Here is a 21,154-nt window from a genome sequence, read left to right on the forward strand (position 1 = left end):
AATCCACTATACCAGCCGGATACGGAATCCGTTTGACCCGATGCAAAAAAAGAATCCCCCGATTACGGAAAAACGGTTCAGTTTCCCGGGAACGCATCCACATACTGGATACGAAGATCGGGGAAAGCGTTCACGAACTGTATCCTGAAATCCGGAAAACTGTCCACGAATTGCCACCGGCCGCAACGGTCGGGAAAAGCGTTGACCTTTTGTACTTTCAGATCGGGAAACGCATTCACCACCTGAACCCTGAAATCGGGAAATGCCTCGACGACCTGTACACGCCCGTAAAGTGCCTTGCCTTCCAGGGTACAGTTTGCCCCGACATTTCCGGCACAGGCGGGAAAAGCCGGCAAAACCAGAAAGACGGACAGAAAAAATGCGGGAAGCGGATTGCGCGACCTCATCGAAAACACCTTTGGAAATACATGACATGCAAATGCCGGAACAGGTCAGCCGCCGAGACGGAAACCCTCCCGAATCAGGGCCAGAAAATCACTTCATCGTCATTTTCCCGGGACTTTTCAGCCGTTTCGCCGGAAAACGAGCAAGGCGGAACGGGCGAATGACGCCGGAAAAGAAAATGGAAAAGATGATAAAAGAGACACAGCATACCCGAATTCCAGAAACAGGGTACAGAACCGGCGATCCGTTCTGTCATGATGAATCATGAATCCATATTAATCCTTTTTCGTACCGGCGTCATCTTTTGGCAATGTACAAAACCTGCGTACCGGATATCCGTGGAGGTGCACTTCTCTCCGGTGCACCGGCCGTATGGCATGATATCCGGTTCCATGGTGGATATCCGGATGTTCATGCCATGGCTGACCGAAGTTTTTTTATTTTGTACCATATCATTGTGGCGCCCGAATTGCGCCCGGAAACAGAAAAGCAAGCCAGACCTCCTTCGAAAGAAGCGAGGTCTTTTTTTATGGAGACGAGATGAGCAAACTACCGGAGAAAGCGGTACTGGACGGAAGCAAGATACCGAAGACGACGACAGGAGAAATGAAGAAAGCGCTGGGAGAATTACATGACTACCTGAAAGAGCTGCTGGGAGAGGACAGCGGAGACAAGGAATCGGCGAGACTGGCGCTCGGTATCGATCTGGAAGAGTTGAGCGGGAACATCGATGCGAAAGCCGACCGTTCCGAACTGTCAAGCGTTGCCACGACAGGGAGTTACGATGACCTGAAAGACAAACCGGACCTGAGTGAGCGAGGGGTTCCCATCGGTACAGTGGCGTGGTTCGCCATGCCGGTTCCGCCGGCCGGTTACCTGAAATGCGATGGTGCGGCAGTCGGGCGGGAAACCTGTCCCGAACTCTTTGCCGCCATCGGAACCACCTATGGAGAAGGCGATGGAGAGACCACCTTCAACCTGCCGAACCTGATCGGGCGGTTCGCCGAAGGCAGCGCGACACCGGGAACAGTGAAAGAGGCTGGATTGCCGAACATTACGGGTGATTTTGGGGCGGGGTCAGTTACTAAAAATAATTCTGATGGGACTGTTGGTAATGAACAGCTTGCCTTGGGCGGGTGTTTTGAGCCAATAAGCGCAATAAGTGTCACAGGCGTTAACGAAACGCCAAGTGGTGGATGGTTCATGAATGCACGAGTCGGTATCAATGCATCACGCTCCAATATTACCTACGGCAAAAGCGATACCGTCCAGCCACCGGCCCTGACCCTGTTGCCCTGCATCAAAGCCTTCGATGCGGCAATCGATTCCGGTCTGATCGACATAACGGAACTGGCCAACGAAGTGGCTGGAAAAGCCGACAAGACGGAAGTGGCGAATCTGGCAATGCCGTCCAATAGTCGCGTTGATTTAACGTTTCCACCGAACGGAACAACCGATTATGTAGCTCCAGCGGACGGATACTTCTGTCTGTCATGCGATGCAAGCAATGGCTTTATACAAATACTAAATCCTAACAATGGTCTGATTACAGGATATTCCTTTGGGCAATCCGAAGTATGTAGGCTATATCTTCCCGCCAGAAAGGATATCGGAATACAAGTAACCGTTTCAGCCACAATAAACAATCAATACGGTTTTTATTTCATTTACGCGAACGGGAGCCAGCCAGAATGAAATACGGGATTGTAGAAAACCATAAATTTGTCCTGATCGACGATGATCTGCAACGTCTGAAAAACACCTTGCCCTTCATGCCGCAGTATTCGGTCGAACAAATCGGAATATACGATGAAGACCAGATCGAGCAGGGCCATGACGGCACATGGTACGAAAAAGGCCATGCGCCGCAAAGACCGCTGGAAGAAGCCAGAACGGAAAAACTGGCTGAACTGGAAGCGGCTTTCGATACCGCATCGCGGGAAGCGCATTGCACCTCATCGGTCGGGTTCGAGATCGATGCCGACGAAATCGCCAACCGCAACATCGAAGGACTGGTGCTCGTCATGCAGCCGGAAGAGACCACCTTGTTCAGGGCGTATGACAACACCTTCCATGAAGTCACACGGGAGCAACTCGAGACCATGCGCAAGGAAATCGTCGTCAACAGCCAATACCTGTATCAGGCCAAGTGGACGATGGAAGCCCGAATCAGGGCGGCAGAAACAGCCGAAGCGCTGAAGATCATCGTTGTGACACCCGGGACACTGGAGGAACTGGCAAATTCCTTTATGAATACGGCAGCTGGCCACACAAAAGCTTCCATCGTGAACGGATAACGTGAATCCACCGGAGTCAGGCCTGTCATGACCTGAAACAGGAAAACAGACATTTCTGTCATGGATTGATCCAGACCATTTGCCGGTAACGGCCCGATAGTTTGACGGCGGTTGTCTGGCAGTTTTTGCGGATAACCGCCCGTAAAGTCCGTTCCATCCATTTCCGGACAGTTCCGGCAAGCGGAATCCGTCGGTCGGGAAAAAACGGATAAGGCCGGTTTTATTACAGTTGCCGCCAGCAAGGCAGGTGACGGTATAATCGGCACCGTTTTCCGGTATCAGGCAGAATCGTGTTCAGAAACCGGCGGTTTCTGCCGGAAAATTCCGGACAGTCCGGAATGAAGGACAAACATGAAATCATACATTGTCTATCTTCAACGCCGTATCGGTTACAGTATCCGGCCATCCGTCAAGTCATGACCGAAAACGGGGGGCCGGAAACGAAAGGCAGAATAGTCTGCCTTTTGCCGGAAAAAACGGAACAATACCGGTAAAATCGGCAAACATGACAATACGACAGACAAAAATCCATGAAAGACAAAAAAAGGTTAACCTCAGTCGCTCCAATGCTCGACTGGACAGACCGGCATTGCCGTTATTTCCATCGCCTGATCAGCCGCCATACCTGGCTCTATACGGAAATGGTCACGACCGGTGCGCTGCTGTACGGCGATGTCGCCCGGCATCTGGACTTCAGCGGGGAAGAACATCCTGTCGCACTGCAACTGGGCGGAAGCGAACCGGCCGATCTGGCGCAGTGCGCCAGACTGGGGGAGAAATGGGGATACGACGAGATCAACCTGAATTGCGGCTGTCCGTCCGAACGGGTGCAGAAAGGCGCTTTCGGTGCCTGCCTGATGAAGGAGTCCACACTCGTCGCGAATTGTGTCAAAGCCATGAAAGATGCCGTATCCATCGATGTGACGGTGAAGCACCGTATCGGCATCGACGATATTACAACTTACAGTTTTGTTCGCGATTTTATCGGAGAAATCGCCGGGGCAGGATGCCAAACCTTCATTGTCCACGCCAGAAACGCCATGCTGAAAGGCTTGTCGCCGAAAGAAAACCGTGAAATCCCTCCCTTGCGTTACGATGTCGTCTACCGGCTGAAAAAAGACTTTCCCGATCTGGAAATCCTGATCAACGGAGGGGTGGAAACGGTGGATCAGGTCGAAGAACATTTGAAGTATGTCGATGGTGTCATGATCGGCCGGGCGGCCTATCATTATCCCTGGCGGATGGTGGAATTCGACAACCGCTTCTACGGAGACGATTCTCCGGCCAGAACACCGGCCGATGTGGTGAACGCCATGATTCCCTATATCGAAAGACAGCTTTCCCTTTACGGGGAAAAAGGCCTGAAAATGCACGGTATCACACGCCACATGCTGGGCATGATGACCGGCCTTCCCGGTGCGAGGCGGTTCAGGCAAATCCTCTCCGATCCGGCCAGACTGGCGTCAGACAGTCCCGCCATTGTTCTGCTGGAAGCGCTGTCGGCTGTCCGGTTCTGAAAAAAAGCGCTGCCGGACCGGAAAAATGAATCCACAGAATCGACGGAATCCCGGCATGGATTTCGACAGGATGAAAAAAACGGAAAACATGTCGGGATATTTCCGGTTGGAGCCTGAAAAATCCTGTCCCCGGATTCTGGAACGGTCCGTTTCAGGACAAAAGACGGAGAGGGGCATTTTCCGTTGCAGTCTTCCATGAGATCCGGCCGTTTGTCCTTTTTTCCTCGAAACGGGACAGAGCGCCCCGTCTGTTCTGTCTGGCAGCATCCACAGGAAAACCGACCGGAAAATGTCATCGCATGCAACCTGTCCGCTATCCATTCACCCGTTTCGTGTTTTCCGGACAGCTTCCTCTTCGGGGAAGCGGAATATCGCGTCAGTCTCTTCAAGCGAAAGGCCGGTAACGGCAAACCGTTTTCCGTAAAACAGTCGGGCAACGACTGGCATCCCGCCGGACAGGACACGGCGGAGTCTGCTAATATGGTACATGGCAGAACCCGGAAGGGGCAGGGTCCTGACAGTGTTCCGGTGCTTTCACCGGGTTCGTTGTGCCGTGTCAAATCCGTCGATCCGTTCGACTTTATGCTGGATATTCAGTAACAGGAAGCCTTGGCCGCTTTCCTTTTCATCCGGCAAACCAGACAGGAGGGAAAACATGAATGACGACAACTCCGGACGGAACCAGTGGCTGCTCTGGTACATCGCTTTTGCCGTGATCGGCATATTGCTGGCACGTGGTTTCTGGGCGGATTACAGGGCAAGCGAACCCCTGCCGTACAGTGCGTTTCTTCAACAGCTCGATGCCGGAAACGTCAGACAGGTCGATATCGCCGGCAATGAAATCAGGGGTGTCCTGAAAGAGCCGGTCAACGGCAAAACCGACTTCACGACGACCCGGGTGGACAATACGCTGGCCGAACAGCTGGCATCGCACGATGTGGAATTCACCGGCATTGTCCAGAATACGTTTCTCTCCGACATACTGGGCTGGATCATCCCGACGGCTGTCTTTTTCGGCATCTGGATGTTTCTGATGCGACGCATGGCGAAACAGTCCGGCATGGGCGACGGAAGCGGCGGTTTTCTGTCCATCGGCAAAAACCGCGCCAAAGTCTACGTGGAAAAAGACATCAAGGTCACCTTTGACGATGTCGCCGGTGTGGACGAAGCCAAGGAGGAGTTGCAGGAAGTCGTCGGCTTTTTGAAGGATCCGGCGAAATACGGGCGGCTGGGCGGCCGTATTCCGCACGGTATCCTGCTCGTCGGGCCGCCGGGTACCGGGAAAACCCTGCTGGCCAAGGCCGTGGCCGGGGAAGCGGGCGTACCGTTTTTTTCCATCAACGGTTCCGAATTCGTGGAAATGTTCGTCGGTGTCGGTGCCGCACGGGTGCGCGATCTGTTCGAACAGGCACGCAAGCAGGCGCCGGCCATCATCTTCATCGATGAAATCGACGCACTGGGCAAAGCGCGCGGAGCCTATGGTATCGGAGGACACGATGAAAAGGAACAGACGCTCAACCAGCTGCTGGCCGAACTCGACGGCTTCGATTCCCGGTCGGGACTGGTTCTGCTCGGCGCGACCAACCGGCCCGAAATCCTCGATCCGGCGTTGCTGCGTGCCGGCCGTTTCGACAGGCAGATACTTGTGGACCGGCCCGACAAGACCGGGCGTATCCAGATATTGCGGGTCCATCTGAAAAAAATCAAACTGGGTGACGATATCAATGTCGACCAGATCGCCGCCTTAACACCCGGTTTTTCCGGCGCCGATCTCGCCAATCTCGTCAATGAAGCCGCGATACTTGCCACACGCCGCAAACACGACGCCGTCATGCTGGAAGATTTCACCGGTGCCATCGAGCGCATGATCGCCGGACTGGAAAAGAAAAACCGCCTGATCAATCCGAAGGAGCGCGAAATTGTAGCATGGCATGAAATGGGACATGCTCTTGTTTCGCTCGCCTTGCCGGGTTCGGAAACCGTCCACAAGGTATCCATCATTCCCCGTGGTATCGGTTCACTCGGCTATACGATCAACCGGCCTACGGAAGACCGTTACCTGATGACGAAACAGGAGCTGGAAAACAAAATGGCCGTTCTTCTTGGAGGTCGTGCAGCCGAGTCGCTGCATTTCACCGAAGTGACAACCGGAGCGTCCGACGATCTGGTCAAGGCCACCGAAATCGCACGCAGCATGGTTACGCGATACGGTATGAGCGAAAAACTCGGCCAGATCGCCTATGAATCGACCCGGAACGTCTTTCTGGCACAGACCGGCGAAATCCAGCAGGAGAACCGGAATTATTCCGACGAGACCGCGCGCGATATCGATAATGAAGTCCGCCGGCTCCTGCAACAGGCTTTCGATAGGGCCACAGCTATCCTGAAAGACCGTGCCGAAGCCCTGAAAACCGGAGCATTGGCGTTGCTTGAACAGGAAACCCTGACGGAAGAGGAGGTGCTGGCCATCTCGCAGGGACGCAGCTGGCGTTTGTTGCCATACGATCCCGATACCGGAAAGGCGGAAACCGGCCAGTCCGGACAAGGTGGCGGACAAACCGGTGACGAAGATGAAGCCACCCCGAGCGGGAAATCCGGAGAAAAAAGGGAAAAACCGACGGAAAAAAAACAGCCAGCCACGGGAGAGAACGATCACCTTTGACTGATGGCATGATGTCGCGTTGTCCGGATAACCGTTTTGCGGACAACGCCTGTTATCCCTTCGGGCCCCACACCCTAGCTTTTTTCAGGTATTATATGTCTACTTCATCCCTTTGCGAAATCACAGCATAGCCTTCATCTGCCAATAATTTTGTTGTAATGTCCGTTCTGGCGTCAACTACTGTAGGATTGATCAAATAGCCGTCTCGAACGCCGTCTGGCAGTGAATAACGGTATGTTGGATCACCGCTTTCACAGCCAAAGGTTTTATAGCTGTCCAGCAATTGCCGTTTTTCCCATGCCCGTGGATCAGTTGCTTTCAGCTTCTCCACGTCAATATTTTTGATATAGTTTTTAGGGGTAGCAGTCAAGCCCAACTTATAACCGAGAAAATATTCGAATACAGCACGGCCGTTTCCGTTGATAGAACGATGGCTCTCATCAGCAATAATAAGTGAAAAATCGGTCGGCCTAAAAAATCGCTTATACTTATTGTTGAACATGAGCGTCTGTACGGTGGAAACCACAACCTCTGCTTTCCGCCAATCATCTACATTCTCCTTAAGGATAACTGTGTGATAATCAGGTACCAGATAGTTCTGGAAGTTTTTCTTAGCCTGATTTTCAAGCTCAATTCTATCCACCAGAAAAAGTACCCGATTAGCATTTCCGCTGCGCAAGAAAAGACGAATTACGGCAGAAGTAAGTGTTTTGCCTGTGCCGGTTGCCATTTCAAATAGAAACCGTTGATTCCCACATCGCACTGATTCCTGCAAAGCTTTCAGCGCATTGATTTGATACTGGCGTAAAAATCGTAACCCGTTATCATATAAGAACTGCTGGAGGGTTTCTGGATTTATGTACTCTGGCGCTTCCATATATCGAGGATTCTTGATTACGGCAATATAATCCGCACCGATTTCCTCTGAATATAATTTTGCCGGGTCAGCATTCATGGCTTTGCTTTCTCGAATGCTTTCATAGCTAGGGAAAGCCGTAATAAACTGTTCCTTTGTAAATATTCCAGAAGTAATGCTGATTCCCATTGGAGAGAATCACATACTTTAGATAAAATGATATGGCATATTCTCTGGCCTGCTCCTTACCAACCAGAGGAGCTTTATTTTCTGATTTTGCTTCCAACACGATAAAAGGCCAGCCTTTATCATCGAGCGGCAGAAAATCCACATAGCCATTCTTTACCTTATCAAAATTTTCACCTAAGTCAGTCAGATCGGCATTGGACATCTTAACATTTGGTTCCAATTGGGTAGCCAACGCATGAACAGGTAGGAGTCCCAAAGAGAGCAAAGCCTTCCCTGGCACTCGATTTTACCTTGGAATATCTGGTGTATTAGACTCTTGCTTCGGCCTGACGCCAGAAAATAGCTAGCGGCTCTCATTGAGGTGAAGGTACAGTACCATCACGCTCAAGTGGTAGGCAATCTCGTCTGCAAACCCAAACAGGTACATGAGATAGATCTGTTTTCTCGCTGACAGCTTCAGTAGGATTTTCTCAAACTAAAGACTTATACAATTTATTAGTTGTATAATAGTGTGAATACAATCAATAAGTTGTAAACCTAGGAATGAAACAAGATTCTGTACTTCTCGGGCAACAATTACGCAAAATTCGTCTTGCGCGGAATTTGCGCCAAAAGGACATGCTTTTTCGGATAGGCATGTCGCAGCAACAATATCAGAGCATTGAGTCCGGTAAAGACATGCGTCTCTCAACGCTATTTCGTATTCTGGAAGGTTTGGATGCTTCCATGGTACTGGTTCCCAATGAAAAAATGGATGAGATCGATCAGATACTCCATCCCGGGGAAACGATGAATGCATCTACCCTGCTCGATACCATGAAAGATCTGGAGGATTGAAATGCCGTAACAGATCATCGAGGCGCTTGATATACGACTATATGACAAGCAAGTCGCTGTACAGACCCATTATGCCGGTAGCCGAAATCATCTGGTTTTCAGTCCAGACTATATCACCATTCCATCCAATCGCCAGGAAACATTAGCACAGCTGGCAGGTAAAAATTATTTTGAGCAGGTCAGAAGTTATCAACTCAGGCTTGATCCGGTACTGTCAAACCTGTTACCGGAAGGGAGCTTGCGGGAATGGATGGCGAAACAGCTGAAAATTCATATAGATGATGAATTTGCTCTGTTGGCCTGCACAGGGGGGACTTGCCTGGTGCGATTTCTGCCCTTCCTCTGGCTGCACAAAATATTCCAGATTGGGCTTTGCCAGAAAACAGCCGTACGGAACCAGTCACTCTCGAGACTAGCAGGTACAAGCTACATTTCTCACTAGCTGGCGTTCAGATGAAATTTTCCGGAATCCATCAGGATGGTCGTTACCGGATTGGCTCTTCTGACGGCAATGATTACTGGATTATCAAAACGCCATCGACAGTACATTCTCATGTCCCGAAAAATGAATACACATCCATGCGGCTGGCTGAGGCAGCAGGGGTAGATATACCGGAAATCCGATTGGTTCCGCTAAGTTCGATCGACAATCTGCAAGATATTCGTCTGCCAGATGAGAAATATGCCTCCGCTATCCGGCGCTTCGACCGTCAGCAAAATAAAAGGCTGCATAGCGAGGACTTTGCTCAAATATTTGCGCTGTACCCACACAACAAATACGGTTCTGCCAACTACGAACAGATCGGCCGGATGATATACCAATTCTGCCAGAACAGACTTGCTGACTTGCAACAGATGGCACGGTGACTTCTTGTGAATATCCTGCTGGCCAATGGTGATGCCCACATTAAAAACTGGAGTGTCGTCTATCCAGACCGGATCTATCCGGAACTGGCGCCTGCATACGATATTGTGTCAACGCATCCGTATATCCCGGATGAGACTGAAATTGCCCTGAATCTGGCACGTCAGAAAAACTGGTATACATTCTCTATGGAGCACTTTGAAAAATGGGCCCAACGTATTGGTGCTCCCTGGCCTGCCATATGGGTACATCTGCTTGATGTCATGGCAAAAGCGCGTGATATCTGGCCGAATTTGCTTGATAAGCTGCCTATGGAAGCGAAGCATAAGATCATTTTGCAGTCACACTGGAAAAAATTGCACCCGGATTTTAGGTTAAATTTTTGACATCCACTCCCATCTTCAGGCGGGAGATTCCTACTAAGTCAGAGCTCAAGTACTCAGACCTCTTCTGTAGGTTCCTGCTGCTGGCGACCTGACTGCATCACTCACTTCACAGGCTAGCCGGGCGTGTCCTGCCCTTAGTATGTTTATCGTTCCGACTATATCAGCGTCTTCCTCGAAACCATATTCCACACACTCGAATCTCGCCTGCGTCTTCCGATTGTCCGCTGAAACATGTCCGCAGCACGGGCAGGTACGGTTCGTGTTTTTCGGCGGTACTGCAATCAGTATCCCGCCACGCCATGCCAGCTTGTATTCCAGTTGCCATCTGAACTCGTACCATCCCTGATCCAGGATGGATTTGTTCAGTCCTGACTTGGCTCTGACGTTTCTTCCCGGTGATTTCCTTGTTCCTGATGCCGACTTCGACATGTTTTTGACCTGCAAGTCTTCAATACACACCATCGCGTGGTTTTGGCTGATCGTGGTCTTGTACAGAAAATCGCGGCGGGCATTGCCAATACGGGAATGGATACGCTGGACGCGGGCTTTTGCTTTCTTCCAGTTGCTGCTGAATTTTGTTTTCCGGTTAATGCCCGCTGTGTCTTATGTAGAGCATCTTCATGTCGTTTGAAACTGTTTAACGGTTCGTAGTATGTCCCGTCACTCAGCGTGGCAAAGCGGATGATGCCCATGTTGATACCGACTGCTCCCTGCACTGTCGGCAGTGGTTCAGCTATTTCCTGTTCTGTCTGAATAGAAACATACCATTTACCTACTCGCTGGCTGACAGTGACATTCTTGATCTTGCCGTTAATGTCCCGGCTTTTCCGGTAGTGTATCCAGCCCAGTTTCGGCAGGTATATCCGACTGCTGTTCTCTTCCAGCCTGATTCCGTGCGGGTAGCGGAATGCATCATGTTGCCCCTGCTTTTTTCAATCGGGGAAAGTCTGCTCTTTTTTCCTGTACGCCGATTCCAGGTCTTTCAGGTTCTGCTGAATTATGTGGCTATGGCAGTCTTCAATCACTCAAATTCATGTTTCCATTCCGGTAACAGATTGGCCAAACGGGTGTAACTGAATTTGACGGTGTTGTCCGATTCATATTGCGCCTTCTGATAGGCCAATGCACGATTGAATATGAAACGGGCATAACCGCAAAACTGTTTCATTTTGCGGATATGTTCGCCTTTTGGCATCAGCTTGTATCGGAAGGCTTTTCTGATTTGCATGGCATCCCTGATATCGTTCTCCTTCTGATTCTATGAACCTGAAACCATGCAAGTCTTTTCTCTTCTGGACAGCTTTGCAATCCAATCTTCCAAAAACATTCTCATTACTGTTGAAGCTTGTGTTAAACGTCTCTCAGGCGGCAGAGCATGCCGTGTCAGCCTGTGGAGAGATCGTGAGACCTGGGAGAATATGAGGTTGGTTCGATACCGTAAAATTCTCCACTGTGGATATTTGCGGCGAAAACCAAGTCTTTTCCTCTGGGCAGTCTCGTTGAAGCAGGTTCCACCGAGGAGACCGAAACGCTTGCGTTCCGGCTCGGCAGGAATCTTCCACCTGCTGGCGGATAAGGATATCAATGCCTGATCTGCTCCAGATATTCAGCATGGCTGGCGAGTATCGGATCGTCCGGGAGCGGGAAGGGCAATTTGTCGATGACGATCTGGGTACAGTAATGACCCGGCAAGTCGATTCCTTCGGACAGACTGTTCAACCCAAACAGGACGCTGCGTTTTCCGGCATCGATCCGCTGCTTGTGCTGCACAATCATGGCAGCTGGCGACTGTCCCGTTCTCTGTATGGTGACGACTTCCTGTTCAGCCTCCGTAAGCATTCCGTACACATCTTCCATTTTCTGCCGATTCGTTAAATAGACCAGCGTTGCCCGCAGATCGCTCTCGAATACAAACGATCTCAGGTAATAGACCACCATGATGGCGTGCTGTTCACTGTTAGGATCAAGGTTGTGTTTCGGGATACACATGGATAAGCGCGAGAAGTCCAACGGTGACGTCAGTTTCTTCGTGATGGTTTCGTCCGGCAGGCCAAGCCGCTATGCTGTTGAAATCGTCGATCGATGCCAGTGTGGCGGATGTCAGGACATACCCCTTGAAATTGTTCCAAAGCATCCGTCTGGCGATTTCAGCCGGATCGAATGGCGCAACATGAATGACATAAAAGCCGTCTTTCCGGTCAACCCACTTCGCGTCAGTCTGGTTGTCCTGCGCAAAGCGGGCCAATACATCAGCCTTCTCCCGCAAGCTGGAGGAAAGCATTCGTGCGGTACCAAAAAGTGCGATGGTCGAAGCTCACTGTGTGGATAGATCGCGTGCCATTCAGTCGTCAATGATTTTCTGGACCCGTTCAGACAGCCATGTATATTCTTTGGCACAATCCTCGGTTATACCCAACGTGATATTTCCAGCCTGTATTTGTATTGAGTTATTTCCTGCTTTTTGGATTTCCATGATGATTGATATTTCCTATCTGGATCTGGCTGGCATGATCGCCTGATTTCTGGATCTGAAAAACATTCTTTTTAACACTAATTTTATATCCTATGGCACCACCGCCTAGAAGACCAACAATGAGAGAAACAATCTCTCCAATATGATTGGTGATCAAGTTCATGGTAAAAATCAATTATTTGATTGCAGTCGCGCTTTCAAGGCTTCCTGTAAAACCTGAGAAAAGTTAATATTGTGTTCCACTGCAACTGCATTCAGCCATGCCGGAAGCATGACGGTACGGCTTACCGATCGGTTCATTTGTGCCTGATGGATAGACGGCATATAGACGTTGATGAGCACCGCTCTTTGATTACCAGCAACTTGCACCGCATTTACGGCTGACGGTTCCGGAATCGGTTCCTTATCTTCTTCCAGTCCATATAAGGCACGACCGAGTAGTTCTTTGACCGACAGGAGCGCATCCGTTTCATCTTCCCCACTTGTCGCAACATCCAGATCAGGGAAGAGAACGGAAATTTCCTTGTCATCCTCATACGTGAAGATAGCCGGATAAAAATAACGTTCGGTTTTTTTCTTAAAACCTCCTCAAGGTTATCGGAATTTCAACCCGGTTTGAATTGGCAATGACTACCTATTGTATTGACCTTGTACCAACCGTCAGCGATCAGCATCCTGATAACTTTTTGGGCGAATAACTTTTCATGACATCCTTACACATATAAAAATATGTGACGCTTCCATGGATTGAAACATACAACCCTAATAATAAGGGTTTACCTTAGCATACTGAATAAAATGCTCAAAGAACGGGCAATCTGTTGAATCGCGCATATATAAAAGGCCGGAAGACATTTTCCACAAAGTTATTCACAGTCTGTTGTGGACAATGAAAAAGTCAATAGAAGGACGGAAAAAATATTGAAAAATCCCGACAGGGAGCGGCTTGACAGAAAAAACACGATAAGCTAAATGTGGGCGAGAGTGTTCAAAAAATAATCAGCGCACATAATGTACTGAATTTAAAAGATAAAATTATGTTGTGCTATGACTTGTCCACAGAAAATGTGAAGAAGATCGGTATAGTGAGCCAGTGAAAAAGAATATATCACCCTGTCGTGACACTGTCATAAATCCATGAAATATCATGTGATTACAAGATGACAGGTGGAAGTTTTCCACTGATCGCAGAAGATTTGTGAATAAGCTGGAAGGATGGAGCTGGGCAGCTGATGGGGAAAGGAAGAAGGTGTTTGTTGGATTGGGACAGCAGGAAAAGTGATCTCGGCATAAGCTGACCGAAGTTTCCTTGTGATGTATGATCTCTTCGTGGTGCCAAGTTGCGCCCAAAAAACAGATACTTGGATCAAGACCTCTTTCATATGAAGCGAGGTCTTTTTTTATGGAGAAACGATATGACAAAACTGCCTGACAAGAATTTACTGGATGGAACCAAAAAACCGGAAACGACCACCGGAGAATTCCGGCTTGCCATGGGTAATATCCGGCAATTTCTCTTTGAACTTTTCGGTGACGAGAGTTCGGACAAGGAAACGGCCAGACAAACGCTGGGGATCGATATCGGTCAGCTGAAAGAGGGAATTGCATCCAAGGCAGACAGACAGACTGTCGAAATGGCGCTGGAAGAAAAAGCAGACAAAAAGGATCTTTCACTGGTAGCGACCACCGGAGACTATAACCATCTGGTGAACAAACCGGAAAAATCGGATACGTTGGAAGGATACGGCATCATTGCCGATACGACTCCGACAGTCGGAAGTACACGTCCGGTAACCAGTGAAGGGATCAAAGATTTTGTTGAAAACAGAATAAGCGGAATACAACACGGGATGCGTAGTTTTTACCAATCCGGAACTTTTGTGGTGCCGGAAGGCGTGACAAGCCTGAAAGTGTGGTGTATCGGTGGCGGAGGTGGGGGCAACTTCAACAACGGAGATCCGGGTAATGGAGGGAACACGACATTCGGTGATTATATAACCGCCTATGGGGGACAAGGCGGGCACTGGGGAGCGAATGGTACTGGGGGGACCGCAGGGATTTGTTCGCAAAACAGCTATGTCACCCGGGCAGGTTCGGGCGGAAATGTCCGGACGTCCTATATATGGGGACCGTCCTGGATTGCAACAACTGATGGACAGGGACAGGAAGGAAGCCATTATTCAGGAGGGAGCGGCAGCTCTGTTTTCGCCATTTTGAAGGTGACTCCGGGCGAGGGGATTCAGGTTAACGTAGGGGCTGGCGGTTGGAGCAGCAGTGGCGGCGGCAGTGCCGGCCTCTGTTACGTCGAGTGGTGAACCGGAAGACGCAGACGGTGTGTTTTCCGGTTTTCGGGAGTGTCTTCTACCCGGAGATGACGGCCAGTCGTGAAATACTGGATATACCCCGAATGGAGCCAGCTTGTGGTATGCCGATCGATAACGAATGACGGGGACGATTGTTTTTAAAGATAACGGCAGAGCCTTTTTCATCGACCGGTTTGGCGATGCGCGAAAAGTTCTGATCATTAAATCAAAATGTAGGACGAATTAAACCTATTTTGGCTTTATATACGAAAATCGGTATTAAATTCTTAGCCGGCCTGTATGACAAGTCGTAAAATAATGCCCTCAAAATCACTGCGCACATATCAGGAAAGCGCATCAGGAAAAACCGCACCTGCTACTGTCAGGACTATATTTGATACTGATGAATTGTATGAAAACAATCGTAGATATACGAGAAAACGTCATTTATATCGGTGACGAAAACGGAGGACTTCAGGAAGTCAGACGGGAAGACTGTCTGTTTGAGCCTGCAATCGGTGATGTCGTCAACATTTTTTCAAATGATACGAAAACCATTGTGCAAAAAATTGAGGCGTCAAAAGTACAAACCGATACGACCAGCGATAAAGTTCATATTCATATTGTGAATAAAAATGAAAGTCCGTCTTATCAGGATTTGGCATCGCGACAGGGTGGACGGGTTGTCAATAAGGTGATTTATTGTGTGCTTGCCTTTTTGTTGGGAGGATTGGGTATACACAAGTTCTATGCCGGAAAAATAGGTTCGGGTATTCTTTACTTGATATTTTGCTGGACATTTATTCCCGGATTCATCGCACTGATTGAGTTCGTTATCGCTTTGTGCAAACCGAGTGATTCACAAGGCAACATTGTTGTGTATTATGGATGAGCGGTTTTCCCGGATTTCACCAGGAAAATCACCCGTTATCAGAAAACGCGGATCAAAGTACAACTCTTTCCGTCGCCTTGCGCATAGCTTCCTCGCCACGCCGGTCATACAGGGAAGTCGTGGCGATATTGGCATGTCCCATCAGATTCTTGACCACTACCAAATCGACACCTCGATCGAGAAGGCGAGTGGCGAAAGTGCGGTGCAAATCATGTGTCGTAATATCCGTCAGACTGCCGGCGTGTTCCGCACCTGCCATGGCCGCCCGCTTGTATGTATTCACGATCTTCCAGATCGATCGGAGATTCATCGGCTTGCTGACCACCAGATAACGACCGCCACGTGTCCAGCGCCCGAACAGAAAACCCGTACTGCCGTCCCCGGCATTGCCACGCTTGTACCGGTTCTTCCGGTTCCATTCGTCAATCACCGATTGTCGCACCTGCATCCAGGAATACACGGCATCACAAACTTCACCGGGCATGAACACAAACCGTTCCTTGTTTCCCTTGCCGATCAGCCGGATTTTCTTCTCGTACAGAGAAACGTTCTGCAATTCGATATTGGCGACTTCGGCACGGCACAACCCGCAGCCCAGAAGCAGAGCGAGTACCGCATAATCCCGAAGCAAATCCCCCGTCGCCCCCTGACAGGCATTCAGTAATTCACGTGATTCACGTCGGGACAGGCTCCGACCGGCTGTCGGAGAACCTGCAAGGACTTGATCGCCTTGATCCGCATAAGGTCATGATCGCTCATTTGACCGAGATTCCACGCCGTCTGCGTGACACCTTTTAACGCACAAAGACAGGTATTGATCAATTGCGCCTGAAGACCATCATTCTTCTGCCGATGACAGTCCTTCTTTTTCTGTTTGAGATGGTTGATGAAATTGACCACATGCTCGTAACGCATCATGTGCCAGTCACATGACGACAAATCCCGGTAATGGAAATGCCTGGCGAAAAGATTGAGCTTCGAAGAAATGGTGGATACCGACATTTTGGAGCCGAGCGTTTTCAGGTATTCCTCGGCGGCATTTTTCGTGCTGACGTGTTCGGAAGCCGGCGAACGTTCCGACAGGGACGTTCCGCCGTTCCATGAAGTGTCATCCAGTGTGATCAATCTGTCCATACGGTCAATCGGGTGCTTCTACTACATCCTATAACTGTTAATCCATAACCCAGACAGGATCCTGACCGGTCGGGAAAACCGGGTAATGCACCGTCTTGATCAGGCCGTTTTGGCAAATCAGCATCAGCCTTTTCAGCAACGTCATGCCCGCCACCTTGAAAGTGGGCAGATCCAGGGCATTCGCCAGCTTCATTTCATGGTCACTCGATACGGCGAAATGCAGATGCAACCGTCCGGCCATTTCCTTTTGGTAATCCCGTGTCTGGTTGCTCGGACTGACGCCGCCCCCGGCTGTTGCAGTTCACGGCAATGATCCCGGAACGAACAGCTTTGTGACTATAACCCCGTGCTCCGGGAATGGCATTCCATCCTTCGGGCAACAGTACAGCAGGGCGTCCGGTCATGGGATAACAGTAAATCACCGGCCAGTTTTGAATGCCGGACAAGTCAAGAACACCTCCCCGGGTCGATTCCAGTACCAGAGACGGCAGTTTCATTCCCTTCAAATGACTGGCGGCGCCGTTGTCCTGCGGAACCGGCAAATCGTTAGACGGATTCATCAGATCTGTCGGAACGGATATATCATACAGCCAGAACAATATCGTTTTGTTCCGTTTCACTGTCAAACCGGCATCAATTCGCTTCGTACCATCTGCCGGACGAGACGTGTAAAACGGCATGCATTTTTTCAGTTGACGCGTGCGGTATGGGTCAAAAGAACGTATGGTGTTGTTATTTTGCCAAAAAAATTATATCGGCGATGCTAGAATGAAAAAAATCCGTTGACAATTCAGAAAAACAGGAAGGAGAGGGTGTGCTGATCGATTTGCTCAAAAAACTGGCGGCCTTCGTTTCTCTTCTTCTGTTTTCCGCCTTTTCGTGGGCGATGAGTTTCGAGTCGGATATCGAATTTTCCTTCGATAACGAGCGTTACTGGGGACGGTTCCGGTACGATGGCGACAAGGTCCGCATGGATGTCAAAGACCTCCACGGCAATGAGGAAACCGTCATCATGCGCGAGGACACGAATATCTGCTGGTTCGTCAACCGGAACATGACCTATAGCGAAGTGGCCATGAAATTCGGTATTGCCGCCAGCACCGGCATCATCGGCGATCATATTGATCCCGGAAAAGTCCGGCGCCAGCTGCTTGGCATGGAAATGCTGAACGGCCGGGCCGTCAACAAATACCGTGTCATCATCGATTCCTGTGGCAAGCCGGTCGAATTCATCGAATGGCAGTGCCCCGGCCGGCCAGTCCCGTTACGAGTCGCCAGTCCCGAAGGCAACAGCGTCATCGAATACCGGAATGTCCTGTTCAGGGCTCAGGAATATTTTCGTTTCCAGTTGCCCGAAGGCCTGAAAAAAGTCAGGTTCGACATGCCCGGCAAAAAAAGCGGGCAGGCCTGAAATACCCGGTGTCTGTCGCCAGCCGGTACAGGCTGTCATGCTGTCTGCCGTCTCCTTGCACCGTATGGCATGAAAAAAGAGAGCGTTTCATTCAGGCCGCCAGAACGGGCATTGACTGCCGTTCGCGTTTTTCCTGGGCAAAACGCCAGGCAACGATATCCGCGATGGATACGACGGGAAAACCGTGCCGTCGTGAAAAGACCTCGATCTCGGGCATTCTTGCCATCGTACCATCCTCGTTCGTCAGTTCGCACAACACGGCAAAAGGTGGAAGATTTGCCAGCTTGACCAGATCGACACTCCCTTCCGTATGACCCTGCCGGGCGAAAACACCGTTTTCCCGTGCGACAAGAGGAAAAACATGCCCGGGCCGATTCAGATCGGCCGGTATCGCCCACGGAGAAATGGCGGCCCGGATAGTCGTCATCCGGTCAGCGGCCGAAACACCGGTCGTCACCCCGTCGGCTGCCTCGATCGAAACCGTAAACGCCGTCTGGTACCGGCTGGTGTTTTCCGCGACCATCGGCGCCAGCGCCAGACGGTCGGCCGCGTCCTGTTCCATGCACAGGCAGACGATACCGCTGCATTCCCTGATCATCAATGCCATCTGGCTTACCGTCATCCTTGCGGCGCAAAAAACCAGATCGCCTTCGTTTTCCCGGTTTTCGTCATCGACCAGCAAAACCCCTTTTCCGTTGGCAAGGGCGGCGAACGCTTCGGCCATGCGGCGTTCATAACCCATTGCCGTTTCGTTTTCATGTTTGTCCGTCATTTCTTCTCCTCCATGAAAAACCTTTACTATAGGGTGAAGCACCCGAACCGGGTGATTGGTGATTTGCCTTGTCTGATACGTGATTTGCCATTGCGTGAGCCATCGACGATTTTGCAAGGAGATCGGACAGACCGGGACGAAAAATCGAATTGTAAGAAAATGAAAAAAATCCGGTTCCGTTGTCCGGATACCGTTATGATGAATGTGGAAATGGTTCATGAAAACGGAAATTAGTATCACCGGATATTCCTTTTCACCAGTTTCCTCTCTGCTCCCTGAGCCTCCGGAAATGTACTGCATTTACACTTCATTTTCGGAGGTTTTTTTTTCGTTTTCCGAACGTGAAAGCTCGCTGGCGACTGTTTCACCGGTCTTGTCGGCAAAATCTTCCAGCAATGTGACCAGTATTTGCGAAAACTGCTGTGCCGAAATCGTGATTCCTGTGGAGGCGACCATTTGCCAGGCTGTCTCCGCTGCGCGCCGGATATCGCCAATCCCGGGAATCGCCGGGCTTTTGCGGTAACCGTTCAGAATGTATTCCACATCGAACTGATGATGGTACAGGGCAGCCAGAAAGACAGCGGTCGGCGAACGTTTTCCTGTTTCATAACTGAACAGGGTTTTGCGGGAAATGCCCATAAGTTCGCAAAGACGTGCCTGCGATAGTCTGAGCCGCTTTCTTTCTTCTTTCAGACGTTCACCGATTTGCATACAAATTTACTCAATTTTGATTTGACAATGAGTAAATAATTACTCAAAATAAACTCGTCCGTAACATCGTCCAGTAATGAAATATTACGAAAAGTTAACTATGACAGGCGAAGAAGTAAAGCGCAAGTTGAGAGAGCAGGGGATAACCCTCAAGGAATGGGCCAATGCCAGAGGTTATCCGTATTATCTGGTATCGAGAGTTATTTGCGGAACCATCAAGGGCAATTTCGGACTCTCGCACCAGGTTGCTGTCGAACTGGGAATGAAGCCCGCCTCCGGAACCGTACCAGAAGAATCCGGTCCGACTGTCCGGAGATAGCGACAGGAACATGGCATCCTTTTTATGCAGAAACCGGAAACCGTCTGTTGCCGGAACAGGTCGGGAAACCATTGGCCGGAAGAACGCGTCCGGAAAAGTCAAGTCATGAATATATTGAAAATCAGATCTGTCACTGTCGGGGATGGGCTGGAAGGTATACCAGGATACGTTTCGCATGTTTTTTGTCCTGACCTGACCGAATCTCGCTACTCTGATTTGCACAGGTTGTCACGATGAACGAAACCTACTGGGGAAGCGTCCGTTTTTTCAGGCATCTGTATACAACGGTCTTTGTCGTTATCCTGTTTCTTCCCGTACTGGCGGTCATCTGGTTCTGGCAGGTCAGTATTGCGGCACCGCGCAGTACGGTCCAGATTGAAAAGGACCGGAAATTCCAGGTTGCCATGGAACGGACGGCGACGGATGCCTTCCCGTATCAGAAAAAATATCCTGGCCTGTTTGCAGGGTTGCCGGCGAAAAGAACGGTTGCGGCCAACACGGTTTATCTTACTTTCGACGACGGGCCGTCGCCATTGACGGAAAAAATACTGGATGTCCTGAAACATTACCGTATCAAAGCCACATTCTTCGTCGTCGGCAGATGTCTGGAATCCGCCGCCGGACAGGAAACCGCCAGACGCATTCTGAGGGAAGGACACAGTATCGGCATGCACAGCGATACCCATCATTACCGGAAAATCTACGCTTCAGTCGATAACTGGCTGGATGATTTCGCCGCTGTCGAAAAAAAACTGGCCGATATCACCGGCGTCAGGCCGACCATATTCCGTTTTCCGGGAGGCAGCATCAACGTTTACAACGCTCATCTCTATCAGGAGCTGATTGCCGAAATGACACGTCGCGGATATGTCTATTTCGACTGGAACATATCGAATGGCGATGCGCTCGGCTTGTCTGCCAGGGCGGAAACTCTTGTCGCCAACGTCGTTTCCCGGCAACCGGACAACAGCCGGACAGTGGTGCTGATGCACGACAGCGCCGGCAAAACCGAGACATTGAAGGCATTGCCGAGAATCATCGAACACTATCGGACACAGGGTTTGTCGTTCGGCAGGCTCTCGAACGACGTCTGGCCGGTCACTTTTGGTTACCGAAGCTAACAAA

26 protein-coding genes and 1 pseudogene are annotated in these 21,154 nt (G+C 50.1%); 13 read left to right on the forward strand and 14 right to left on the reverse strand.

The window, feature by feature from the left end:
* Positions 1-77: 77 nt before the first annotated feature.
* Positions 78-407 (reverse strand): hypothetical protein, encoded by a 330-nt coding sequence (locus NB647_RS05840; RefSeq protein WP_269282350.1) that lies wholly within the window; start codon positions 405-407, stop codon positions 78-80.
* A gap of 538 nt (positions 408-945) precedes the next feature.
* Here NB647_RS05840 and NB647_RS05845 point away from each other — a divergent pair.
* The 5 genes from NB647_RS05845 to ftsH all read left to right on the forward strand — a co-directional run bounded on the left by NB647_RS05845 (position 946) and on the right by ftsH (position 6,881).
* Positions 946-2,100, forward strand: a complete 1,155-nt coding sequence (locus NB647_RS05845; protein ID WP_269282352.1) for a phage tail protein — start codon at positions 946-948, stop codon at positions 2,098-2,100.
* Positions 2,097-2,702, forward strand: a complete 606-nt coding sequence (locus NB647_RS05850; RefSeq protein WP_269282354.1) for a DUF4376 domain-containing protein — start codon at positions 2,097-2,099, stop codon at positions 2,700-2,702. The genes NB647_RS05845 and NB647_RS05850 overlap by 4 nt, the downstream gene beginning before the upstream one ends.
* A 530-nt stretch (positions 2,703-3,232) precedes the next feature.
* Positions 3,233-4,219: a tRNA dihydrouridine(20/20a) synthase DusA gene (dusA, locus tag NB647_RS05855; protein ID WP_269282356.1), complete on the forward strand. Its 987-nt coding sequence runs from the start codon at positions 3,233-3,235 to the stop codon at positions 4,217-4,219.
* 195 nt (positions 4,220-4,414) lie between these two features.
* Positions 4,415-4,819, forward strand: a complete 405-nt coding sequence (locus tag NB647_RS05860; protein ID WP_269282357.1) for a hypothetical protein — start codon at positions 4,415-4,417, stop codon at positions 4,817-4,819.
* Positions 4,820-4,874: 55 nt separating this feature from the next.
* Positions 4,875-6,881 (forward strand): ATP-dependent zinc metalloprotease FtsH, encoded by a 2,007-nt coding sequence (ftsH, locus tag NB647_RS05865; RefSeq protein ID WP_269282359.1) that lies wholly within the window; start codon positions 4,875-4,877, stop codon positions 6,879-6,881.
* Positions 6,882-6,972: 91 nt separating this feature from the next.
* Here ftsH and NB647_RS05870 read toward each other — a convergent pair whose 3' ends face one another.
* Entirely contained in the window at positions 6,973-7,926 is a 954-nt protein-coding gene (locus NB647_RS05870) for a DEAD/DEAH box helicase family protein (protein ID WP_269282361.1), read from the reverse strand.
* Positions 7,865-8,206, reverse strand: coding sequence for a type I restriction enzyme HsdR N-terminal domain-containing protein (locus NB647_RS05875; RefSeq protein ID WP_269282363.1), 342 nt, complete (start codon positions 8,204-8,206; stop codon positions 7,865-7,867). The genes NB647_RS05870 and NB647_RS05875 overlap by 62 nt, the downstream gene beginning before the upstream one ends.
* Positions 8,207-8,469: 263 nt before the next feature.
* Between NB647_RS05875 and NB647_RS05880 the strand changes: the two genes are divergently transcribed.
* The 3 genes and pseudogenes from NB647_RS05880 to NB647_RS05885 all read left to right on the forward strand — a co-directional run bounded on the left by NB647_RS05880 (position 8,470) and on the right by NB647_RS05885 (position 10,014).
* A complete protein-coding gene (locus tag NB647_RS05880) occupies positions 8,470-8,763 on the forward strand; it encodes a helix-turn-helix domain-containing protein (RefSeq protein WP_269282364.1) in 294 nt (97 codons plus the stop codon).
* A gap of 31 nt (positions 8,764-8,794) precedes the next feature.
* A complete protein-coding gene (locus tag NB647_RS10640) occupies positions 8,795-9,205 on the forward strand; it encodes a HipA N-terminal domain-containing protein (RefSeq protein ID WP_416143581.1) in 411 nt (136 codons plus the stop codon).
* A pseudogene (locus tag NB647_RS05885) lies at positions 9,136-10,014 on the forward strand (type II toxin-antitoxin system HipA family toxin). The gene NB647_RS10640 and the pseudogene NB647_RS05885 overlap by 70 nt, the downstream one beginning before the upstream one ends.
* 45 nt (positions 10,015-10,059) lie before the next feature.
* On the opposite strand, the gene NB647_RS05890 reads toward NB647_RS05885, so the two are convergent.
* The 5 genes from NB647_RS05890 to NB647_RS05910 all read right to left on the reverse strand — a co-directional run bounded on the left by NB647_RS05890 (position 10,060) and on the right by NB647_RS05910 (position 12,650).
* A complete protein-coding gene (locus tag NB647_RS05890; protein ID WP_269284745.1) occupies positions 10,060-10,605 on the reverse strand; it encodes an RNA-guided endonuclease InsQ/TnpB family protein in 546 nt (181 codons plus the stop codon).
* Between the two features lie 430 nt (positions 10,606-11,035).
* Positions 11,036-11,242 carry a helix-turn-helix domain-containing protein gene (locus NB647_RS05895; RefSeq protein WP_269282366.1) on the reverse strand — a complete coding sequence of 69 codons (207 nt, stop codon included), beginning with the start codon at positions 11,240-11,242 and terminating at the stop codon, positions 11,036-11,038.
* 353 nt (positions 11,243-11,595) lie between these two features.
* Positions 11,596-11,952 (reverse strand): helicase C-terminal domain-containing protein, encoded by a 357-nt coding sequence (locus tag NB647_RS05900; protein ID WP_269282368.1) that lies wholly within the window; start codon positions 11,950-11,952, stop codon positions 11,596-11,598.
* Positions 11,953-11,977: 25 nt separating this feature from the next.
* Positions 11,978-12,295 carry a hypothetical protein gene (locus NB647_RS05905; protein WP_269282370.1) on the reverse strand — a complete coding sequence of 106 codons (318 nt, stop codon included), beginning with the start codon at positions 12,293-12,295 and terminating at the stop codon, positions 11,978-11,980.
* Between the two features lie 166 nt (positions 12,296-12,461).
* Positions 12,462-12,650, reverse strand: a complete 189-nt coding sequence (locus tag NB647_RS05910; protein ID WP_269282372.1) for a hypothetical protein — start codon at positions 12,648-12,650, stop codon at positions 12,462-12,464.
* 1,252 nt (positions 12,651-13,902) lie between these two features.
* Between NB647_RS05910 and NB647_RS05915 the strand changes: the two genes are divergently transcribed.
* Positions 13,903-14,802 (forward strand): hypothetical protein, encoded by a 900-nt coding sequence (locus NB647_RS05915; RefSeq protein WP_269282374.1) that lies wholly within the window; start codon positions 13,903-13,905, stop codon positions 14,800-14,802.
* A gap of 391 nt (positions 14,803-15,193) precedes the next feature.
* Positions 15,194-15,682, forward strand: coding sequence for a TM2 domain-containing protein (locus NB647_RS05920; RefSeq protein WP_269282376.1), 489 nt, complete (start codon positions 15,194-15,196; stop codon positions 15,680-15,682).
* Positions 15,683-15,734: 52 nt separating this feature from the next.
* Here NB647_RS05920 and NB647_RS05925 read toward each other — a convergent pair whose 3' ends face one another.
* Genes NB647_RS05925 through NB647_RS05940 form a run of 4 tightly spaced genes read right to left on the reverse strand, consistent with a single transcriptional unit; the run spans position 15,735 to position 17,496 of the window.
* Positions 15,735-16,313 (reverse strand): tyrosine-type recombinase/integrase, encoded by a 579-nt coding sequence (locus tag NB647_RS05925; protein ID WP_269282378.1) that lies wholly within the window; start codon positions 16,311-16,313, stop codon positions 15,735-15,737.
* A gap of 26 nt (positions 16,314-16,339) precedes the next feature.
* On the reverse strand, positions 16,340-16,816 hold the full coding sequence (locus NB647_RS05930) for a hypothetical protein (RefSeq protein WP_269282380.1): 477 nt from the start codon (positions 16,814-16,816) through the stop codon (positions 16,340-16,342).
* 37 nt (positions 16,817-16,853) lie between these two features.
* Positions 16,854-17,009 (reverse strand): hypothetical protein, encoded by a 156-nt coding sequence (locus NB647_RS05935; protein ID WP_332880329.1) that lies wholly within the window; start codon positions 17,007-17,009, stop codon positions 16,854-16,856.
* Positions 17,010-17,016: 7 nt separating this feature from the next.
* The gene (locus NB647_RS05940) at positions 17,017-17,496 is read right to left on the reverse strand and encodes a hypothetical protein (RefSeq protein ID WP_269282384.1); all 480 of its coding nucleotides are present in this window, start codon (positions 17,494-17,496) and stop codon (positions 17,017-17,019) included.
* A gap of 134 nt (positions 17,497-17,630) precedes the next feature.
* Here NB647_RS05940 and NB647_RS05945 point away from each other — a divergent pair, with 134 nt between their 5' ends.
* A complete protein-coding gene (locus NB647_RS05945; protein WP_269265719.1) occupies positions 17,631-18,227 on the forward strand; it encodes a hypothetical protein in 597 nt (198 codons plus the stop codon).
* 91 nt (positions 18,228-18,318) lie between these two features.
* On the opposite strand, the gene ribB is transcribed toward NB647_RS05945, so the two are convergent.
* Positions 18,319-18,999 (reverse strand): 3,4-dihydroxy-2-butanone-4-phosphate synthase, encoded by a 681-nt coding sequence (gene ribB / locus NB647_RS05950; protein ID WP_269282385.1) that lies wholly within the window; start codon positions 18,997-18,999, stop codon positions 18,319-18,321.
* A 300-nt stretch (positions 19,000-19,299) separates the two neighbouring features.
* Positions 19,300-19,710, reverse strand: coding sequence for a helix-turn-helix domain-containing protein (locus NB647_RS05955; protein WP_269282387.1), 411 nt, complete (start codon positions 19,708-19,710; stop codon positions 19,300-19,302).
* A gap of 100 nt (positions 19,711-19,810) precedes the next feature.
* On the opposite strand from NB647_RS05955, the gene NB647_RS05960 reads away from it, so the two are divergent.
* Complete coding sequence (locus NB647_RS05960) at positions 19,811-20,029, forward strand: DNA-binding protein (RefSeq protein ID WP_269282389.1); 219 nt, start codon at positions 19,811-19,813, stop codon at positions 20,027-20,029.
* Positions 20,030-20,262: 233 nt separating this feature from the next.
* Positions 20,263-21,150, forward strand: coding sequence for a polysaccharide deacetylase family protein (locus tag NB647_RS05965; protein WP_269282391.1), 888 nt, complete (start codon positions 20,263-20,265; stop codon positions 21,148-21,150).
* Positions 21,151-21,154: the final 4 nt, after the last annotated feature.

The organism is Oxalobacter aliiformigenes (assembly GCF_027116575.1).
Lineage (GTDB): Bacteria > Pseudomonadota > Gammaproteobacteria > Burkholderiales > Burkholderiaceae_D > Oxalobacter > Oxalobacter aliiformigenes.

Coding starts and splice junctions, on each gene's coding strand:
- NB647_RS05845 (WP_269282352.1), top strand. CDS start 946: ATGAGCAAACTACCGGAGAAAGCGGTACTGGACGGAAGCAAGATACCG.
- ribB (WP_269282385.1), bottom strand. CDS start 18,999: ATGACGGACAAACATGAAAACGAAACGGCAATGGGTTATGAACGCCGC.
- NB647_RS05960 (WP_269282389.1), top strand. CDS start 19,811: ATGACAGGCGAAGAAGTAAAGCGCAAGTTGAGAGAGCAGGGGATAACC.
- NB647_RS05965 (WP_269282391.1), top strand. CDS start 20,263: ATGAACGAAACCTACTGGGGAAGCGTCCGTTTTTTCAGGCATCTGTAT.
- NB647_RS05905 (WP_269282370.1), bottom strand. CDS start 12,295: ATGCTTTCCTCCAGCTTGCGGGAGAAGGCTGATGTATTGGCCCGCTTT.
- NB647_RS05955 (WP_269282387.1), bottom strand. CDS start 19,710: ATGCAAATCGGTGAACGTCTGAAAGAAGAAAGAAAGCGGCTCAGACTA.
- ftsH (WP_269282359.1), top strand. CDS start 4,875: ATGAATGACGACAACTCCGGACGGAACCAGTGGCTGCTCTGGTACATC.
- NB647_RS05900 (WP_269282368.1), bottom strand. CDS start 11,952: ATGGTGGTCTATTACCTGAGATCGTTTGTATTCGAGAGCGATCTGCGG.
- NB647_RS05920 (WP_269282376.1), top strand. CDS start 15,194: ATGAATTGTATGAAAACAATCGTAGATATACGAGAAAACGTCATTTAT.
- NB647_RS05940 (WP_269282384.1), bottom strand. CDS start 17,496: ATGCCGTTTTACACGTCTCGTCCGGCAGATGGTACGAAGCGAATTGAT.
- NB647_RS05840 (WP_269282350.1), bottom strand. CDS start 407: ATGAGGTCGCGCAATCCGCTTCCCGCATTTTTTCTGTCCGTCTTTCTG.
- NB647_RS05935 (WP_332880329.1), bottom strand. CDS start 17,009: ATGAAGCTGGCGAATGCCCTGGATCTGCCCACTTTCAAGGTGGCGGGC.
- NB647_RS05860 (WP_269282357.1), top strand. CDS start 4,415: ATGAGATCCGGCCGTTTGTCCTTTTTTCCTCGAAACGGGACAGAGCGC.
- NB647_RS05895 (WP_269282366.1), bottom strand. CDS start 11,242: ATGCAAATCAGAAAAGCCTTCCGATACAAGCTGATGCCAAAAGGCGAA.
- dusA (WP_269282356.1), top strand. CDS start 3,233: ATGAAAGACAAAAAAAGGTTAACCTCAGTCGCTCCAATGCTCGACTGG.
- NB647_RS05915 (WP_269282374.1), top strand. CDS start 13,903: ATGACAAAACTGCCTGACAAGAATTTACTGGATGGAACCAAAAAACCG.
- NB647_RS05880 (WP_269282364.1), top strand. CDS start 8,470: ATGAAACAAGATTCTGTACTTCTCGGGCAACAATTACGCAAAATTCGT.
- NB647_RS05850 (WP_269282354.1), top strand. CDS start 2,097: ATGAAATACGGGATTGTAGAAAACCATAAATTTGTCCTGATCGACGAT.
- NB647_RS05930 (WP_269282380.1), bottom strand. CDS start 16,816: ATGGACAGATTGATCACACTGGATGACACTTCATGGAACGGCGGAACG.
- NB647_RS05870 (WP_269282361.1), bottom strand. CDS start 7,926: ATGGGAATCAGCATTACTTCTGGAATATTTACAAAGGAACAGTTTATT.
- NB647_RS05910 (WP_269282372.1), bottom strand. CDS start 12,650: ATGAACTTGATCACCAATCATATTGGAGAGATTGTTTCTCTCATTGTT.